Source organism: Streptomyces sp. NPDC055099, from assembly GCF_053607685.1.
On sequence record NZ_JBSGUA010000005.1, the window covers coordinates 261,257 to 278,005 of the forward strand.

The 16,749-nt window shown below is 70.4% G+C and carries 14 protein-coding genes; 10 read left to right on the plus strand and 4 right to left on the minus strand.

Annotated features, from left to right (window positions below):
* Nucleotides 1-15 precede the first annotated feature (15 nt).
* On the minus strand, nt 16-1,671 hold the full coding sequence (locus ACWFRU_RS15690) for an acyl-CoA carboxylase subunit beta (protein WP_453687196.1): 1,656 nt from the start codon (nt 1,669-1,671) through the stop codon (nt 16-18).
* 137 nt (nt 1,672-1,808) lie between these two features.
* Between ACWFRU_RS15690 and ACWFRU_RS15695 the strand changes: the two genes are divergently transcribed.
* From ACWFRU_RS15695 to hutH, 5 genes are all read left to right on the plus strand, one after another.
* Nucleotides 1,809-2,705: a biotin--[acetyl-CoA-carboxylase] ligase gene (locus ACWFRU_RS15695; RefSeq protein WP_453687197.1), complete on the plus strand. Its 897-nt coding sequence runs from the start codon at nt 1,809-1,811 to the stop codon at nt 2,703-2,705.
* A gap of 245 nt (nt 2,706-2,950) precedes the next feature.
* Nucleotides 2,951-4,129 (plus strand): adenylate/guanylate cyclase domain-containing protein, encoded by a 1,179-nt coding sequence (locus ACWFRU_RS15700; RefSeq protein ID WP_453687199.1) that lies wholly within the window; start codon nt 2,951-2,953, stop codon nt 4,127-4,129.
* A gap of 96 nt (nt 4,130-4,225) precedes the next feature.
* Nucleotides 4,226-5,035, plus strand: coding sequence for an enoyl-CoA hydratase/isomerase family protein (locus ACWFRU_RS15705; protein ID WP_453687201.1), 810 nt, complete (start codon nt 4,226-4,228; stop codon nt 5,033-5,035).
* A 118-nt stretch (nt 5,036-5,153) separates the two neighbouring features.
* A complete protein-coding gene (locus tag ACWFRU_RS15710; RefSeq protein WP_453687203.1) occupies nt 5,154-6,323 on the plus strand; it encodes a diguanylate cyclase domain-containing protein in 1,170 nt (389 codons plus the stop codon).
* 391 nt (nt 6,324-6,714) lie between these two features.
* Nucleotides 6,715-8,253 carry a histidine ammonia-lyase gene (hutH, locus tag ACWFRU_RS15715; protein WP_453687610.1) on the plus strand — a complete coding sequence of 513 codons (1,539 nt, stop codon included), beginning with the start codon at nt 6,715-6,717 and terminating at the stop codon, nt 8,251-8,253.
* Between the two features lie 72 nt (nt 8,254-8,325).
* Here hutH and ACWFRU_RS15720 read toward each other — a convergent pair whose 3' ends face one another.
* Both ACWFRU_RS15720 and ACWFRU_RS15725 read right to left on the minus strand, forming a co-directional pair.
* On the minus strand, nt 8,326-9,114 hold the full coding sequence (locus ACWFRU_RS15720) for a PepSY domain-containing protein (protein WP_453687205.1): 789 nt from the start codon (nt 9,112-9,114) through the stop codon (nt 8,326-8,328).
* 124 nt (nt 9,115-9,238) lie between these two features.
* Complete coding sequence (locus ACWFRU_RS15725) at nt 9,239-9,562, minus strand: hypothetical protein (RefSeq protein ID WP_453687207.1); 324 nt, start codon at nt 9,560-9,562, stop codon at nt 9,239-9,241.
* A gap of 110 nt (nt 9,563-9,672) precedes the next feature.
* Here ACWFRU_RS15725 and ACWFRU_RS15730 point away from each other — a divergent pair, with 110 nt between their 5' ends.
* From ACWFRU_RS15730 to ACWFRU_RS15740, 3 genes are all read left to right on the plus strand, one after another.
* Nucleotides 9,673-10,044, plus strand: a complete 372-nt coding sequence (locus ACWFRU_RS15730) for a hypothetical protein (RefSeq protein ID WP_453687209.1) — start codon at nt 9,673-9,675, stop codon at nt 10,042-10,044.
* A gap of 251 nt (nt 10,045-10,295) precedes the next feature.
* Entirely contained in the window at nt 10,296-11,558 is a 1,263-nt protein-coding gene (locus ACWFRU_RS15735; RefSeq protein WP_453687211.1) for a L,D-transpeptidase, read from the plus strand.
* 209 nt (nt 11,559-11,767) lie between these two features.
* Nucleotides 11,768-15,112 carry a S8 family serine peptidase gene (locus ACWFRU_RS15740; protein ID WP_453687213.1) on the plus strand — a complete coding sequence of 1,115 codons (3,345 nt, stop codon included), beginning with the start codon at nt 11,768-11,770 and terminating at the stop codon, nt 15,110-15,112.
* A 12-nt stretch (nt 15,113-15,124) separates the two neighbouring features.
* Here ACWFRU_RS15740 and ACWFRU_RS15745 read toward each other — a convergent pair whose 3' ends face one another.
* Entirely contained in the window at nt 15,125-15,502 is a 378-nt protein-coding gene (locus tag ACWFRU_RS15745) for a YybH family protein (protein WP_453687215.1), read from the minus strand.
* A 60-nt stretch (nt 15,503-15,562) separates the two neighbouring features.
* Between ACWFRU_RS15745 and ACWFRU_RS15750 the strand changes: the two genes are divergently transcribed.
* Together ACWFRU_RS15750 and ACWFRU_RS15755 are read left to right on the plus strand one after the other, a co-directional pair.
* The gene (locus ACWFRU_RS15750) at nt 15,563-15,973 is read left to right on the plus strand and encodes a winged helix-turn-helix transcriptional regulator (protein WP_453687217.1); all 411 of its coding nucleotides are present in this window, start codon (nt 15,563-15,565) and stop codon (nt 15,971-15,973) included.
* Nucleotides 15,970-16,740: a globin domain-containing protein gene (locus ACWFRU_RS15755; protein WP_453687219.1), complete on the plus strand. Its 771-nt coding sequence runs from the start codon at nt 15,970-15,972 to the stop codon at nt 16,738-16,740. The genes ACWFRU_RS15750 and ACWFRU_RS15755 overlap by 4 nt, the downstream gene beginning before the upstream one ends.
* The last annotated feature ends 9 nt before the right edge of the window (nt 16,741-16,749 follow it).

Consider the following 16,749-nt stretch of genomic DNA (forward strand, 5'->3'; position numbering starts at 1 on the left):
TCGCTGCGGCACGGTCTACAGGGGGATGTTGCCGTGCTTCTTCGGGGGAAGGGATTCCCGCTTCGTACGCAGCTGACGCAGGCCGCGCACCAGATGGGAGCGGGTCTCCGACGGCATGACCACGGCGTCGATGTAGCCGCGCTCGGCCGCCGTGTACGGGTTGAGGAGGCGGTCCTCGTACTCCTGGATCAGGCGGGCGCGGGTGGCCTCCACGTCGCCGGAGGCCTCGGCCGCCGCGATGGTCTTGCGGTGCAGGATGTTCACCGCGCCCTGCGCGCCCATCACCGCGATCTGCGCGGTCGGCCAGGCCAGGTTGAGGTCGGCGCCCAGGTGCTTGGAGCCCATGACGTCGTACGCGCCGCCGAACGCCTTGCGGGTGATGACGGTGATCAGCGGGACCGTCGCCTCGGCGTAGGCGTAGATCAGCTTCGCGCCGCGGCGGATGATGCCCGTGTGCTCCTGCTCGACGCCCGGCAGGAAGCCCGGCACGTCGACGAAGGTGATGACGGGGACGTTGAACGCGTCGCAGGTGCGGACGAAGCGGGCGCCCTTCTCGGACGCGTCGATGTTCAGGCAACCGGCGAACTGCGTCGGCTGGTTGGCGACGATGCCGACCGGGCGGCCCTCGATCCGGCCGAAGCCGGTGATGATGTTCGGCGCGAACAGCGGCTGCGTCTCGAAGAACTCGGCGTCGTCCAGGACGTGTTCGATCACCGTGTGCATGTCGTACGGCTGGTTGGCGCTGTCCGGGATGAGGGTGTCGAGCTCGCGGTCCTCGTCCGTCAGCGCCAGGTCCGCCTCCTCGGGGAAGGCGGGGGGCTCGCTGAGGTTGTTCGAAGGCAGGTAGGAGAGAAGGGACTTGACGTACTCGATCGCGTCCTTCTCGTCGCCCGCCATGTGGTGCGCGACACCGGAGGTGCTGTTGTGGGTGCGGGCGCCGCCGAGTTCCTCGAAGCCGACGTCCTCGCCGGTGACCGTCTTGATGACGTCGGGGCCCGTGATGAACATGTGCGAGGTCTGGTCGACCATGACGGTGAAGTCGGTGATCGCGGGCGAGTAGACCGCGCCGCCCGCGCAGGGCCCGACGACCAGGCTGATCTGCGGGATCACACCGGACGCGTGGGTGTTCCTGCGGAAGATCTCCCCGTACATGCCGAGGGCCATGACGCCCTCCTGGATGCGGGCGCCGCCGGAGTCGTTGATGCCGATGACCGGGCAGCCGGTCTTCAGGGCGAAGTCCATGACCTTGACGATCTTCTGGCCGAAGACCTCGCCGAGCGCACCGCCGAAGACGGTGAAGTCCTGCGAGAACACGGCGACCGGGCGGCCGTCGACGGTGCCGTAACCGGTCACGACCCCGTCGCCGTACGGACGGTTGGCCTCCAGGCCGAAGTCGGTCGAGCGGTGCTGCGCGAACTCGTCGAACTCGACGAAGGAGCTCTCGTCCAGAAGCAGTTCGATGCGCTCGCGCGCCGTCAACTTGCCCTTGGCGTGCTGCTTCTCGACCGCGCGGGCCGAACCGGCGTGCTTGGCCTCCTCGATGCGGCGCTGCAGATCAGCGAGCTTGCCCGCAGTCGTATGGATGTCGATACCTGCCTCCGGGGCGGTGGTGGTGGAGGTATCGCTTGCGGCGCTCTGCACGGGCACGTTGGGCTCTTCCGGCTCGGACATAGGGATGCGGCTCCCTGCCTGCTCAAAGGGGCGACTGGCGGCTTGCGGCTGCTGGTGATCGCTTGCTACTGACTCGTAGGGTATCGGCGTGCCTACGGATCGGCAGTGCGGCGTTTACCACACCTAAGGTGGCTTGCATGACGCCGCGAGATGCTTCAGACGACCCTTCGGACACTCCTTACGGCACGGGTGACGGCCGGTGGTCCGACCTCGACCGACCGCCCCTGAACGCCGCGTCGCTGCGGCGCGCGCTGCTGCGGGACGGGGGTCTTTGGACCTCCCTGGATGTGGTGCCCGCGACGGGGTCGACCAACACGGATCTGGCCGCCCGCGCGGACGAGCTTCCCGAGGGTGCGGTGCTCGTCGCCGAGGAGCAGAGCTCGGGGCGTGGCCGCCTCGACCGCCGCTGGTCGGCTCCCGCCCGCTCGGGCCTCTTCTTCTCGGTGCTCCTGAAGCCGGGGCCCGCGGTCCCGGTCGCGCGCTGGGGGTGGCTGCCGCTGCTGACCGGGGTCGCCGTCGCCACGGGTCTCTCGCGGGCGGCCGGCGTGGACACGGCCCTCAAGTGGCCGAACGACCTGCTGGTGACGGTGGCCGGAGAGGAGCGCAAGGCCGGGGGCATCCTCGCCGAGCGGGCGGGCTCCAAGGACGGCGGGGGCGTCGTGATCGGCATCGGCATCAACGTGACCCTGCGCGCGGACGAACTGCCGGTGCCCACGGCCGGGTCCCTCGCGCTCGCCGGGGCGGCGAGCACCGACCGGGACACGGTGCTGCGGGCGGTGCTGCGTTCCCTTGAGCAGTGGTACGGCGACTGGCGCGAGGCGGAGGGCGACCCGGCGGCCTCCCGCCTCCAGGAAACCTACGCCGCGGGCTGCGCGACGCTGGGCCGCAAGGTCAGGGCAGAACTACCGGGCGACCGGTCGATCACGGGCGAGGCAGTGGCGGTGGACGGCGACGGCCGCCTCGTGCTCGCTACGGGGGACGGGGTGCAGGAGCCGGTGGGGGCGGGGGATGTGGTGCATTTGAGGGGGGTGTAGAGGGTGAAGGGGGTGTAAAGGGAGCCGCGGGGCAATCGGGCGGGTGGGCGGGAAAAGCTTGTTCGTCCAGGTGAGGATGCGGGGCAAACGGGCGGGTGGGTGGGAAAAGGGTGTTCGCCCCCACCCCGAAGGGGAAAGCGCTGTCCAAGGCGCCCCCGCCCGAGAAAGGCGTGAGCTGCGGCACACCTGCCGTAAAGTTGGCGCCGGTCGATACCTGACCGCGGCAGATCGGAAGGGCAGCAGGCGTGACCGTCGACGACACGGGCTCCGGCACGGGTGCATCCCCCGGCCCCGACGGTGAGCCCGGACGTACCGCAGGGGCCGCCACAGACGCGTTCGACTCGATGGACCCCGGGGACGAGAAGCCGGGGGATCCGGAGAAGGACCCCCTGGCCCTGCGCCTCGAAGGGCTGATCCTCGGCGCGGACCGCCGCTACACCCCGTTCCAGGCGGCCCGCAGCGCCGGCGTCTCGATGGAGCTGGCTTCCCGCTTCTGGCGGGCCATGGGCTTCCCCGACATCGGCCAGGCCAAGGCCCTGACCGAGGCGGACGTACTGGCGCTGCGCCGCCTCGCGGGCCTCGTCGAGGCGGGACTGCTCAGCGAGGCGATGGCGGTGCAGGTGGCGCGGTCGACCGGGCAGACCACCGCCCGCCTGGCCGAATGGCAGATCGACTCCTTCCTGGAGGGCCTGACGGAGCCGCCCGAGCCGGGCATGACGCGCACCGAGGTCACGTATCCGCTGATAGAGCTGCTCCTGCCCGAGCTGGAGGAGTTCCTCGTCTATGTGTGGCGGCGCCAGCTCGCCGCCGCCACCGGCCGCGTCGTACAGGCCGCGGACGACGAGGAGATGGTCGACCGGCGCCTCGCCGTCGGGTTCGCCGACCTCGTCGGCTTCACGCGGCTCACCCGGCGCATGGAGGAGGAGGAACTCGGCGAACTCGTCGAGGCCTTCGAGACCACGGCGGCGGACCTGGTCGCGGCGCACGGCGGACGGCTCATCAAGACGCTGGGCGACGAGGTGCTGTACGCCGCCGAGAACGCGGGCGTCGCCGCGGAGATCGCGCTGCGGCTCATCGAGACCATGGCCAACGACGAGACGATGCCCGAGCTGCGCGTCGGCATCGCGTTCGGCACGGTCACCACGCGGATGGGCGACGTCTTCGGCACGACGGTGAACCTCGCGAGCCGCCTCACGTCGATAGCGCCCAAGGACGCGGTCCTGGTGGACGGCGCGCTCGCCGAGGAACTGACGCGGACGGGCGATGCGCCCGCCTCCGAGACCGAGGCGGCGGAGGCGGCCGAGCAGGCGGAGAAGGAGGGCACGGAGCCCCCCTCGTACCGCTTCGCCCTGCAGCCGATGTGGCAGCGGCCCGTACGAGGCCTCGGCGTCGTCGAGCCCTGGCTGCTGGCCCGGCGCAGCTGACGGTTTTTTCCCGCTCGGCCACCCGATTGCCCCGTGGCGGTGGCATGATCCGCAGGGCGTCCGGGTAACGGGCGTTAACCGGACGTGGAGGCAGTCATGGGTGGCGAGCAGGGCGGCGAGCAGCGGTACGGGGACTTCGTCGGGGTCAGGCGGCACGACCACGTCGCCGAGCTCGTCCTCGACCGGCCCAAGGCCATGAACGCGGTGTCCACGGACATGGCCCGCTCCATCGGCTCGGCCTGCGCCGCCCTCGCCGAGGACCGTGACGTCCGCGTCGTGGTCGTCACGTCCACCCATGAGCGGGCGTTCTGTGTCGGCGCCGACCTGAAGGAGCGCAATTCCTTCTCCGACGCCGAGTTGGTGCGCCAGCGGCCCACCGCACGGGCCGCGTACACGGGCGTACTCGAACTGCCGATGCCGACGATCGCGGCCCTGCACGGCTTCGCGCTCGGCGGTGGCTTCGAGCTGGCGCTCGCCTGCGATCTCATCGTCGCCGACCCGACCGCCGTGGTCGGGCTGCCCGAGGTGTCGGTCGGCGTGATCCCGGGCGGCGGCGGCACGCAGCTGTTGCCGCGCCGCGTGGGCGCCGCGCGTGCCGCCGAGCTGATCTTCACCGCGCGGCGTCTTGAGGCGGCCGAGGCGCGGGAGTTGGGGCTCGTCGACCAGCTGGTGGGCGAGGGCGAGGACCGTACGGAGGCGCTCGCGCTCGCCGCGCGGATCGCCGCCAACTCGCCCGTCGGGCTGCGCGCCGCCAAGCGTGCCCTGCGGCTCGGGCACGGGCTCGACCTGCGGGCCGGCCTCGAGGTCGAGGACGCGGCCTGGCGCTCGGTGGCCTTCTCCGGTGACCGGGCGGAGGGTGTCGCGGCGTTCAACGAGAAGCGGAAGCCGCAGTGGCCCGGGGAGTGAAGTGGGAATGCGGCGGGAGTGAAGTGGGCGGAGGGCCCGGGGAGGGTCCGGGGAGCAGTCCACACGCTGCGTAATGTTCCAAACGCCCAAAATGCCGTATATCTCCTAGCCTAGGGAGATGGGAGAGGATGCCCGGCTGCGGGCCGTGGTCGTGCTGGCGCAGGGGATGGCCGCCGCGCACACGCCGCGTGAGTCCTGGCGGGCGGCAGCGCGCGGCGCGTGCCGTGCGCTGGCCGGGAGTTTCGCGGCGCTGTCCGTCTGGGAGCGTGACCTCGGACGGCTGAGGGTGCTCGTGAACGTGGGCGAACGGGCCGAGGGGGAGGAAGAGTTCCCGGAGCGCGAGGCGTATCCGGTGAACGAGTTCCCGGAGATCACCGAGTTCCTGCACGAGCGCTGGGCGGGCGGGGGCGAGCCGCATGCCTGGGTCGAGACGGCGCGGGGGCCTTCGGAGGCGACCGCCCCCGGTTACTGCCACCAGCGTGTCGCCGCGTTGCGCAGGCGCGGCCGTGGCTGCTGTGTGGTCGCGCCGATCGTGCTGCACGGACGGGCGTGGGGCGAGCTGTATGTGGCTCGGCCGGTGGGGGCGGCGCCCTTCGGGCGGGCGGACGCGGACTTCGCGACGGTGCTTGCCTCGGTCGTCGCGGCGGGCATCGCGCAAACCGAGCGCCTGGAAGAAGCGCGCCGGCTCGCCTTCACCGACGCGCTGACGGGCCTCGCCAACCGGCGCGCTGTCGATCTGCGGCTGGAGGAGGCGGTGGAGCGGCATCGGGCGGAGGGCGTGGTGGTGAGTCTGGTCGTGTGTGACGTGAACGGACTGAAATGGGTCAACGACACCCAGGGGCACGCGGTCGGTGACCGGCTGCTCGAACGTTTCGGCTCGGTGCTTTCCCTGTGCGGGGCGATGTTGCCGGGGACGTTGGCCGCGCGGCTCGGCGGTGATGAGTTCTGTCTGCTCTCGGTGGGTCCTTCGGCCGATGAGGTGGTGCGCGTCGCGGATGAACTCTGCGTACGGGCCGCCGAGTTGGAGCAGGGGGACGGGGTCGCCTGCGGGGTCGCCTCCACGGAGGATCCGATCGGCGAGGTGCGGTCGGCCCGGCGCCTGTTCCGCCTCGCGGACGCGGCCCAGTACCGCGCGAAGGCCGCGCGGGCGGCGAAGCCGGTGGTTGCGGGGCGCGAGGGGGCCGACGATCCGGTGGTCCGGCTCGCCGATTCCGCGGGGGCGCGTCCTGCTGGGGAGAGGCGGCGGTTTCGGGGGCGAAGTCGCGGGGCTCCGGGGGGTGGGGGGTGAGGGGGTGCGGGGGTGCGGGGCCGGGTGTGTTCGTTGTCCGCGGCGCGGTGGGGGTTGCTCGCGCAGTTCCCCGCGCCCCTTTACGGGGCTGGTGTGCGTTGTTCGGCGCACCCGCCGTGGGGGCTTGTCGCGCAGTTCCCCGCGCCCCTTGATGGGGCTGGTGTGTGTCGTCGTCGGGCCCGCCGCGGGGGCTTGTCGCGCAGTTCCCCGCGCCCCCTCTCCGTGCGGCGCCGTGGGGGCTGGCCGCGCCGTTCCCCGCGCCCCTTGGCCGTGCGGCGCCGTGGGGGTTTCTCGTGCCGTTCCCCGCGCCCCTTGCGGGGCTCGTAACAGGCTCAGGCTGTATTCGACCGTGACACTTGGCGATTCAGTCCGTACGCTGCTGAATATGGATATGCATACCGTGGTCCTGGGGACGTCCGGGACGTCCGCTGCGGACGTTATTGCTGTTGCGCGCGGGAACGCTCGTATCGAGCTGTCGGGTGAAGCCGTGGCCGCCCTTGCTGCCTCGCGTGAGATCGTCGACGCCCTCGCGGCCAAGCCCGAGCCCGTATACGGCGTGTCGACCGGCTTCGGCGCGCTCGCCACCCGGCACATCGGCCCTGACCTCCGTGCCCAGCTCCAGCGCAACATCGTGCGCTCGCACGCGGCGGGGATGGGCCCGCGCGTGGAGCGCGAGGTCGTGCGCGCGCTGATGTTCCTGCGGCTCAAGACGGTCTGCTCCGGCAGGACCGGCGTACGGCCCGAGGTCGCGCAGACCATGGCCGACGTGCTCAACGCGGGCATCACGCCCGTCGTGCACGAGTACGGCTCGCTCGGCTGCTCCGGCGACCTGGCCCCGCTCAGCCACTGCGCGCTCACGCTCATGGGCGAGGGCGACGCGGAAGGGCCCGACGGTGAGCTGAAGCCGGCCGGTGAACTGCTCGCCGCGCACGGCATCACCCCCGTAGAGCTGCGCGAGAAGGAGGGCCTGGCCCTCCTGAACGGCACCGACGGCATGCTCGGCATGCTGGTGATGGCCCTCGCCGACCTCGACGCCCTCTACAAGTCCGCCGACGTCACCGCGGCCCTCACCCTTGAGGCGCTCCTCGGCACCGCCAAGGTCCTCGCCCCCGAGCTGCACGCCATCCGGCCGCACCCGGGCCAGGGCGCCTCCGCCGCCAACATGCTCGCCGTTCTCGAGGGTTCGGGGCTGACCGGCCACCACCAGGACGACGCGCCGCGCGTCCAGGACGCCTACTCGGTGCGCTGCGCCCCGCAGGTAGCGGGCGCCGGCCGGGACACCATCGCCCACGCCCGTACGGTCGCCGAACGCGAGCTGGCCGCCGCCGTCGACAACCCCGTGGTCCTGCCCGACGGCCGCGTCGAGTCCAACGGCAACTTCCATGGCGCCCCCGTCGCCTACGTCCTGGACTTCCTCGCCATCGCCGCGGCCGACCTCGGCTCCATCGCGGAGCGCCGCACCGACCGGCTGCTCGACAAGAACCGCTCGCACGGCCTGCCGCCGTTCCTCGCGGACGACGCGGGCGTGGACTCGGGCCTGATGATCGCCCAGTACACGCAGGCGGCGCTGGTGAGCGAGATGAAGCGCCTCGCCGTCCCGTCGTCGGCCGACTCGATCCCGTCCTCCGCGATGCAGGAGGACCACGTGTCGATGGGCTGGTCGGCGGCCCGCAAGCTCCGTACCGCGGTCGACAACCTGACCCGCATCGTCGCCATCGAGCTGTACGCCGCGACGCGCGCGGTCGAACTCCGTGAGGGCCTCACGCCGGCCCCCGCGACCCGCGCGGTCATCGAGGCGGTCCGCAAGGCGGGCGTCCAGGGTCCGGGCCCCGACCGCTTCCTCGCCCCCGACCTGGCGGCGGCGGACGAGTTCGTGCGCTCCGGCGCGCTGCTCGCCGCGGTGGAGCCGGTGACGGGTCCGCTGGCCTAGCGGCGGCGTCCATACGTGGAGGAGGGGTGCCGCCGGAGCCCGGCGGCACCCCTCCTCGTACGTGGTCGCTGGTCAGTCGCGGTCGACGTGCTCGCGGGTGATGCCGCCCTTGACCGCGTCGATGTCGAAGTCGGTCTTGTTCCAGTCGTCGGTGACGACGTCGACGGACCAGACGAGCGTCTTGTCGTCGTTGTCGTCCAGGCCGATCGACGTGACCGTGCCCTTCTTCTTGTCCGTCGCGGCCTTCGCCGCCTGCTCCGGCGTCTGCTTGACGCGGGACAGCCAGTCGGCCGTCTCCTTCTTGTCGTCGGCGTCCTGGTCCTTGTCGGGGGCGGAGCTGATCACCTTGCCCGAGACCGCGTCGATGCGGACGTCGTGCACGGTGCCGTCCTTCTCGGCGACCTCGGCGACCCACTGCGGGCCCGCGGAACTGCCGCTCGGGCTGGGGCTCGCACTCGCACTCGCACTAGCGCTGGGGCTCGCGCTCGTGTCGTCTTCGCCGTCGTCGTCCTTGTCGTCGTCGACGCCCTCAAGGTCGAGATCGGTCAGCTTGCCGCCCGGGACCTTGCCCACCGCGGCGGACGCCGCCTTGTCGTAGGTGACCTTGGTGTCGGCGAGCAGCGCCTTGCGCTCCTGCTGGTCCTGCGTGAGGGTCGCGCTGCTCGTGGGGCTCTGCGACGGCGCCTCCTTCGGGACGGTCTTCGCCGCCTTGGAGGTCGCTTCGGAGGACGCCTTGTCGCTGTCCGACCCGCAGCCCGTCACCAACGACGCCGAGGCCGCGACGGCGCACAGGGCGCCGACGAGACGAAGACGGCGGGCGCGGGGGGTAGCGGATGTCTTGTGCCGGGGCTCGAATCTCATACCGCATGCCTAGCCCTCACCCCGTACGCGGCCATGTTGCCGCGCGGCCAGGTCACCCAACTGCACGGCGTGCGCCCCGCTTCCCGGCGAACGGGTCCTCAGCGGGGTGAGGCGAACGGGGCTCTCAGTAGGCCGGGCCCTGCCGCTCCCGGCGGACCGAGAACGCCACGAAGCCCGCCCCCAGGCCCAGGAACGCCGTCCCGCCGATCAGGTACGGGGTCGTGTCGACGCCGGCGCCGGTGTCGGCGAGGCGGTCTTCGGAGGCTGCGGCGGCGGTGTTCTCCGAGTTCAGCGTCGCGCGGCGCTGTTCGGTGTGGACGACCCGGGAGGAGTCAGGGGCCTCCGTGGATCTGAACGTCGCCGTCGCATTCGCGGAGGGAACGAACCACAGGGCGCCGAGAAGGGTCCCGGCGGCAGTGGCGGTGAGCAGCGATCGACGTGCGGACACGGAATCGGATCCCCCTTGTGGCGCTGGCGAATTGGCCGTGTGGGGCGATGGTAATGAAAGGCGCGGGTCGCGGGAAAGTCGCGGGGGCCATGGGTCGTACGCTCCGACCCATGAGCACATCAGAGTCATCACGTTTTGTACGTCTCCGCGTCGAATTGGTGGTCGAGGTCGACGACTCCGGCGAGCTGGCCTCGTCGGCCCTGCGCCGTATCGCGGAGGACGAGCACATGCCCGCCGAGGAGCGGCTGCACGCCGAGACGGCCGTCAAGGAGGACGACGCGGAGGCGCTCGCCTATCTGGTGGACCCCTTCGACCTGGTCAGCGAGGTGCCGGGGGTGGAACTCTCGCAGGCCTCCTGGAGCAGCGAGCAGATCGACTACGACCCCGATTCGCCGGACTGGGACCCCGACGAGGATGATGACGACGAGGACGACGACACGGCCGGGGAAGTTGTGGCCGGGGGCGGTGGCCGGGGGTTGTAGGCGGTGGACGGAAAGTAGTACGTCTACCGGACGGAAAAAACGGAACCCGTAGCCCCGGACGGCAACCGCCGCCCGGGGTTCCGTCGTCTCAGAGGTGCACGGCTGTCACCGGCGCACCGCATGACGTGGTGTTCCCCACATCTTCCGCAGAAGTGGAACGGGACGAACCGGGCAGGACGTTATGCGGGATTACGGGGACTCCCGGCGTTCTTGGCGTGTTGGGGATTTCGGCAACGATGGAGAAGCGTGTGATGACGGACAGTAGGCGGCGGCGCGGACGGCGCAAGGGTCTTGCGGCCGTGTCCGCTCTGGTCGGCGGCGTCCTTGTGCTCTCGGCCTGCAGTGGCGACGACGGCGACAAGAGCAGTGCCGGCGGCGGCAAGGAGTCGCAGAACCAGGTCGACGAGGCCGCCGCCAAGAAGACCTCCGAGGCCGACATCAAGATCGCGCCCAAGGACGGCTCCGACAACGCGAGCATCAACAGCGCGGCCAAGGTCACGGTGAGCAAGGGTTCCCTCACGGACGTCACGATGACGACCGAGACGGGCACCGCGGTCGAGGGTCAGATAGCGGCGGACAAGAAGAGCTGGAAGCCCAGCGGCCAGCTCGAGCGGGCGACCACGTACAAGATCTCCGCCACCGCCAAGGACTCGGACGGCCGCAAGGCGCACGAGAACTCGAAGTTCACGACGGTCTCGCCGAACAACAGCTTCATCGGGAACTTCACGCCCGAGGACGGCTCGACGGTCGGCGTGGGCATGCCGGTGTCGATCAATTTCGACAAGGCGATCACGAACAAGAAGGACGTTCAGTCGAACATCAAGGTGTCGTCGAGCAGCGGCCAGGAAGTCGTCGGCCACTGGTTCGGCAACAACCGCCTGGACTTCCGCCCCGAGGACTACTGGCAGGGCAACTCCACGGTCACCATGAAGCTGTCCCTGGACGGTGTCGAGGGCGCTGACGGCATCACCGGCGTCCAGGAGAAGACGGTCCAGTTCAAGATCGGCCGTAACCAGGTCTCCGTCGTCGACGCCAAGACCAAGCAGATGAAGGTCATGCGGGACGGCAAGGTCATCAAGACCATCCCGATCTCCGCGGGGTCGCCGGAGAACAAGACGTACAACGGCAAGATGGTGATCTCCGAGAAGTTCAAGGAGACCCGGATGAACGGCGCGACGGTCGGCTTCACGGACGACGACGGCAAGGGTGAGTACGACATCAAGGACGTGCCGCACGCCATGCGTCTGTCGAACTCGGGCACGTTCATCCACGGCAACTACTGGGGCGCGAAGTCCATCTTCGGCGGCGCCAACACCAGCCACGGCTGTGTCGGCCTGGAAGACGCCAAGGGCGCGAACGACAAGAGCACCCCGGGCGCCTGGTTCTACGACAACTCGATGATCGGTGACGTCGTCGAGGTCCGGAACACCGGCGACAAGACGGTCCAGCCCGACAACGGCTTCAACGGCTGGGTCATGGACTGGGCGCAGTGGAAGGCCGGTTCGGCCGTCTGAGACCCGAGTAGTACCTCCTCCACACATACGGCGGCGGCCCGCACCCCACAACAGGGGTGCGGGCCGCCGCCGTTGCGCCGACCGATGGGCCGTCTTCCGCCAACTCGTCACTTCTGACGCGCTATTGAGCAGTTGTTCGACCCTGGGCAATACTGCCTCGTCCAGGGGCGAGAGCCCCTTGACCTCCAGGGGGAGACTTGCGCAGAAAAGTGAAGAGAGCCTACGGGGCCACGATCGCCACAGCGGCGGCCGTGGCCCTCGCCGCGGGCATGACCAGCCCGGCGACGGCGGCGAAGCAGTCGCCCGACGCGATCCCGGCAGCCGCGCAGGCGGCGGGCCTCAAGAGCGCCGGACAGACCACGCACCGCATCACCCTCATCACCGGCGACCGCGTCACCGCCGACGCCAAGGGCCGCGTCACCGCCTTCGAGCGGGCGAAGGGGCGGGAGCGGATACCCGTACAGACCAAGCGCGTCGGCGGTCACAGCCTCGTGATCCCGGCCGACGCGCAGCACCTGATAGCCACCGGCAAGATCGACCAGCGGCTCTTCGACGTCACCGAGCTGAGCAAGAAGGACAACCGCAGGGCCCAGAAGAAGGGCCTGAGGCTGATCGTCGGCTACAAGGGTGCCGCCGCCGAAGCCAGGGCCGATGTGCGCGCCGCGGGTGACACCACGGTCCGCAGGACCCTGAAGTCCCTCAACGCCGACGCCATCACGACGCCGAAGCAGGACGCCACCGACCTGTGGTCCGCGCTCGTCGCCGACAAGGGCGACGCCACCGCGTCCGGCGTCAGCCGCGTATGGCTGGACGGCGTCCGCAAGGCGAGCCTCGACAAGAGCGTCAAGCAGATCGGCGCCGACAAGGCGTGGGCGGCCGGATTCGACGGCAAGGGCGTCAAGGTCGCCGTCCTGGACACCGGCGTCGACGCCACGCACGCCGACCTGAAGGACCAGGTCGTCGCCGAGAAGAACTTCACGCCGGCGGCGGACGCCAAGGACCGCTACGGCCACGGCACCCACGTCGCCTCCATCGCGGCCGGCACCGGCGCGAAGTCGGGCGGCAAGCTCAAGGGCGTGGCGCCCGGCGCCAAGCTCCTGAACGGCAAGGTCCTGGACGACAGCGGCTCCGGCGACGACTCCGGGATCATCGCGGGCATGGACTGGGCGGCCGAGCAGGGCGCCGACATCGTGAACCTGAGCCTCGGCGGCGGCGACACCCCCGGTGTCGACCCGCTCGAAGCCCAGGTCGACAAGCTCTCCGCGGACAAGGGCATCCTCTTCGCGATCGCGGCGGGCAACGACGGAGAGCCCGGCAGCGTCGGCTCCCCGGGCAGCGCGGACGCGGCCCTGACCGTCGGCGCCGTCGACGACAACGACAAGCTCGCCGGCTTCTCCAGCCAGGGCCCGCGCGTCGGTGACGGCGCCATCAAGCCCGATGTCACCGCGCCCGGCGTGGACATCACGGCGGCCGCGGCCCCCGGCAGCGTCATCGACCAGGAGGTCGGCCAGAAGCCCGAGGGCTATCTGACGATCTCCGGCACGTCCATGGCGACCCCGCACGTGGCGGGCGCCGCCGCGCTGCTCAAGCAGCAGCACCCGGACTGGAAGTACGCCGAGCTCAAGGGCGCGCTCACCGCTTCCACCAAGGGCGGCAAGTACACGCCGTTCCAGCAGGGTTCGGGACGCATCGCGGTCGACAAGGTCATCAAGCAGTCGGTGATCGCCGAGCCGGTGTCGCTCTCCTTCGCCACCCAGGCGTGGCCGCACACCGACGACAAGCCGGTCACGAAGAAGGTGACGTACAAGAACCTCGGCAAGGAGGACGTCACCCTCGACCTGACGGTGACGGGCACGAACCCCAAGGGCGCCCCGGCTCCCGCGGGCTTCTTCAAGCTCGGCGCGAAGACCGTGAAGGTCCCCGCGGGCGGCAGCGCCGCGGTCGACCTGACCACCGACACCAAGCTCGGCGGAACGGTCGACGGCGCCTACTCCGCGTATGTCGTGGCGAGCGGCGGCGGGCAGTCCGTGCGCACGGCGGCCGCGGTCGAGCGCGAGGTCGAGTCGTACGAGCTGACGCTGAAGCACATCGGGCGTGACGGCCAGGCGCCGAAGTACTACGACAGCGACCTGGAGGGCGTCTCCGGGCTCGCCTCGCAGAAGTCCTACGACCCGTTCGACGCCTCCGGCACGGTCAAGCTCCGTGTCCCCAAGGGCGGTTACGTGCTGAACACCGGCATGTACGCCGACCCGACGGACTTCACCAAGGGCGCCGACTGGATCGCCCAGCCGAAGCTGAGCGTCACCAAGGACACCACGGTGACGCTGGACGCCCGCAAGACGAAGCCGGTCGACATCACCGTCCCGTCGGCGGACGCCAAGCCGTACTTCGCCTCACCCGAGTTCTCGGTCGACACACCGCACACCGGCTACTCTTTCGGCTGGTGGCTGGACGGCGGGTACACCAACTTCCGGTCCGCGCACCTGGGGCCGCAGGTCACCGACGGCTCGCTGTACCAGCAGTGGGACGGGCACTGGGTCGAGGGTGACCTCACCGAGTACAACACCGTGCTCGGCGGCAAGGTCAAGCAGGTCGCCACGGGCTACACCAAGCACTTCAAGGCGTCCGAGCTGGCCACGGTGAAGGCGAACCTGGGCGCGTCGGCCAAGGGCAAGAAGGGCACGTTCAACGCCATGGGCTGGCTCCCCGGCAGCTCGGGCGGCTCCTCGATCGGCATCCCGACCCAGCTGCCCGGCACCCGGACGCTGTACCTGTCCACGGCCGACGGCGTGAAGTGGAACATGAACTTCGAGCAGCAGTCCGGGGTCGACCCGGACGGCTGGCCGATCATCGACGCGGCCTACACGCTGGGCGCGGCGCAGCAGTTCGCGGCGGGCAAGAGCTACGAGAAGACGTTCAACACCGCCGTCTTCGGCCCGCGCATCGGCGGCAACTACGGCGTCTTCCGCCAGGACAACGAGATCATCGGCAATCTGCCGCTGTTCGCCGACGGCAAGACGCACGTGGGCTCCTCGCTCTACTCGTCGGTGAAGACGACCCTCCACAAGGGCTCCACCAAGATCGGCGAGAACAAGGACCCGCTGGTCGGCGGCGCCACGTTCAAGGTCCCGGCGGCCGAGGCCGAGTACAAGCTGGCGACGTCCGTGAAGCGCAGCGTCAAGGTCGCCGCGGCCTCCACCCGCATCGACGCGAGCTGGACGTTCCGCTCCAAGAAGGCCGACAACGCGAAGCTGCCGCTCTCCACGGCGCGGTTCGCCGCGGCGGTCGACCTGAGCAGCAGGGCCAAGGCCGGCGAGACCCAGTCCGTGCCGGTGACGGTGCAGGGCGCGGCCGCGGGCTCGAACCTCAAGTCCCTTGCCGCGTACGTGTCCTACGACTACGGCCAGACCTGGAAGAAGGCCACCGTCAGCGGCGGCAAGATCAAGGTCAAGAACCCGGCCGCGGGCAAGGGGATCTCCTTCCACGCCAAGATCACGGACAAGAAGGGGAACAAGTCGACGCTGTCGATCTACAACGCCTACTACGGCAAGTAGCAGGCAGCTGACCTAGCCGTTCGCCACGGGCGCGGCACCGAAAGGGCTGTCGATCACATAGCGCCAGCAGCCGTCGGTGCCGCGCCTGGCCACGTCCGTGGCGGTGGACCGCACCACGCCCTCGATCTCCCAGTCGACGACGAGCAGCGCGATGTCGCCGCAGACGTGCACATGGCGGGGGCGCACGGAGATCGGCAGGCCGATCGCGAGGAACGGCCCGTTCTCCCTGGTGATCTCGGCGATCCCGTGCACCGGGGGCCCCGACTCCGGCACGAACGCGGCGTCCTCCTCGTACAGCTCGCGCACCGCGTCCGGATCGCCGCTGTTGAACCGCTCGGCGAAGGCCGCGGGGACGTCCTCGGCTCGTGTGGGCAGGGGCATGTTCGGCATGTGCGACTCTCCTGGAGAGGCTGGAACGGCTTGGTTCCGGCAACCGTAGGAGGCGCCCTCGTGACTCACCGAACGGTAAGCGAGGGACCGGACCGTCAGGGGCTCCCGAACGACCCCAGGGCGCGGGTCACCACACCCACGCCCGCCTGCCCCGTGGAGATCACCCTGGCCGCTCTGCGCGGCCGCTGGACCACCTTGATCGTCCGCGAGCTGCTGCGGGCCGGGCCCTACGCGTACAGCGAACTGGCCTCCACACTGCCGGAGTTGTCGGACAAGGTGCTCACAGAGCGGCTCGCCCAACTGGTCGCCGCGGGTGTCGTCCTGCGCACCAGGACACCCGGCTGGCCCCCCACGGTCACCTACGAACTCACCCCCCACGGAAAAGAACTCGGCCCGGTCCTGCAGGCGTTGTGGGACTGGGGAGCACGCGTGCCGGCACCACCCACCGCAGAGGAAGCCGACGTCACATGACCGCCCACACCGTCGAGTACATCCGTTACCGCATTCCGCCCGAGCGTTCCGCGGAGTTCCTCTCCGCCTACACCCGCGCCGCCACCCCGCTCGCCGCGGCACCGCAGTGCGTCGACTTCGAACTGGCCCGCTGCGAGGAGGACTTCGAGCACTACATCCTCCGCATCACCTGGACGTCGACCAAGGACCACCTGGAGGGCTTCAGGGCTTCGGAGCACTTCCGTGACTTCTTCGCGGAGATCCGCCCGTACGTCGAGAACATCGAGGAGATGCGCCACTACACGCCCACCGTCGTACGCGGCACGGGCGCCTCGACGCCGACCCTCTACACATGGGCGGGCGGCGAGGAGAACCTCGCCCGGCTGACCGAGGTCTTCTACGAGAAGGTGCTCAAGGACGACCTCCTCGCCCCGCTCTTCGAGGGCCTGCCCGCCGAGCACGCCCGGCACGTCGCCCAGTGGCTCGGCGAGGTCTTCGGCGGCCCGCACGTGTACTCCGAGGAGCACGGCGGACACGCCCAGATGGTCGGCAAGCACCTCGGCAAGGGCATCACCGAGCCGCAGCGCCGCCGCTGGGTCAACCTGATGCAGGACGCGGCGGACGACGCGGGTCTGCCGACCGACGCCGAGTTCCGCTCAGCCTTCCTCGCCTACATCGAGTGGGGCACCCGCCTCGCCGTCTACTTCTCGGGCCCCGACGCGACCCGCCCCACCGACCAGCCGGTGCCGCTGTGGAACTGGGGCGCGGCGCCCCCGTACCAGCCCTGAGGGCCCGCG

Bases quoted from the DNA above. Each gene is read 5' to 3' on its own strand.
- ACWFRU_RS15705 (WP_453687201.1), top strand. From the start codon at position 4,226: ATGGGTGGCGAGCAGGGCGGCGAGCAGCGGTACGGGGACTTCGTCGGG.
- ACWFRU_RS15695 (WP_453687197.1), top strand. From the start codon at position 1,809: ATGACGCCGCGAGATGCTTCAGACGACCCTTCGGACACTCCTTACGGC.
- ACWFRU_RS15745 (WP_453687215.1), bottom strand. From the start codon at position 15,502: ATGCCGAACATGCCCCTGCCCACACGAGCCGAGGACGTCCCCGCGGCC.
- ACWFRU_RS15710 (WP_453687203.1), top strand. From the start codon at position 5,154: ATGGGAGAGGATGCCCGGCTGCGGGCCGTGGTCGTGCTGGCGCAGGGG.
- ACWFRU_RS15735 (WP_453687211.1), top strand. From the start codon at position 10,296: ATGACGGACAGTAGGCGGCGGCGCGGACGGCGCAAGGGTCTTGCGGCC.
- ACWFRU_RS15730 (WP_453687209.1), top strand. From the start codon at position 9,673: ATGAGCACATCAGAGTCATCACGTTTTGTACGTCTCCGCGTCGAATTG.
- ACWFRU_RS15755 (WP_453687219.1), top strand. From the start codon at position 15,970: ATGACCGCCCACACCGTCGAGTACATCCGTTACCGCATTCCGCCCGAG.
- ACWFRU_RS15720 (WP_453687205.1), bottom strand. From the start codon at position 9,114: ATGAGATTCGAGCCCCGGCACAAGACATCCGCTACCCCCCGCGCCCGC.
- ACWFRU_RS15690 (WP_453687196.1), bottom strand. From the start codon at position 1,671: ATGTCCGAGCCGGAAGAGCCCAACGTGCCCGTGCAGAGCGCCGCAAGC.
- hutH (WP_453687610.1), top strand. From the start codon at position 6,715: ATGCATACCGTGGTCCTGGGGACGTCCGGGACGTCCGCTGCGGACGTT.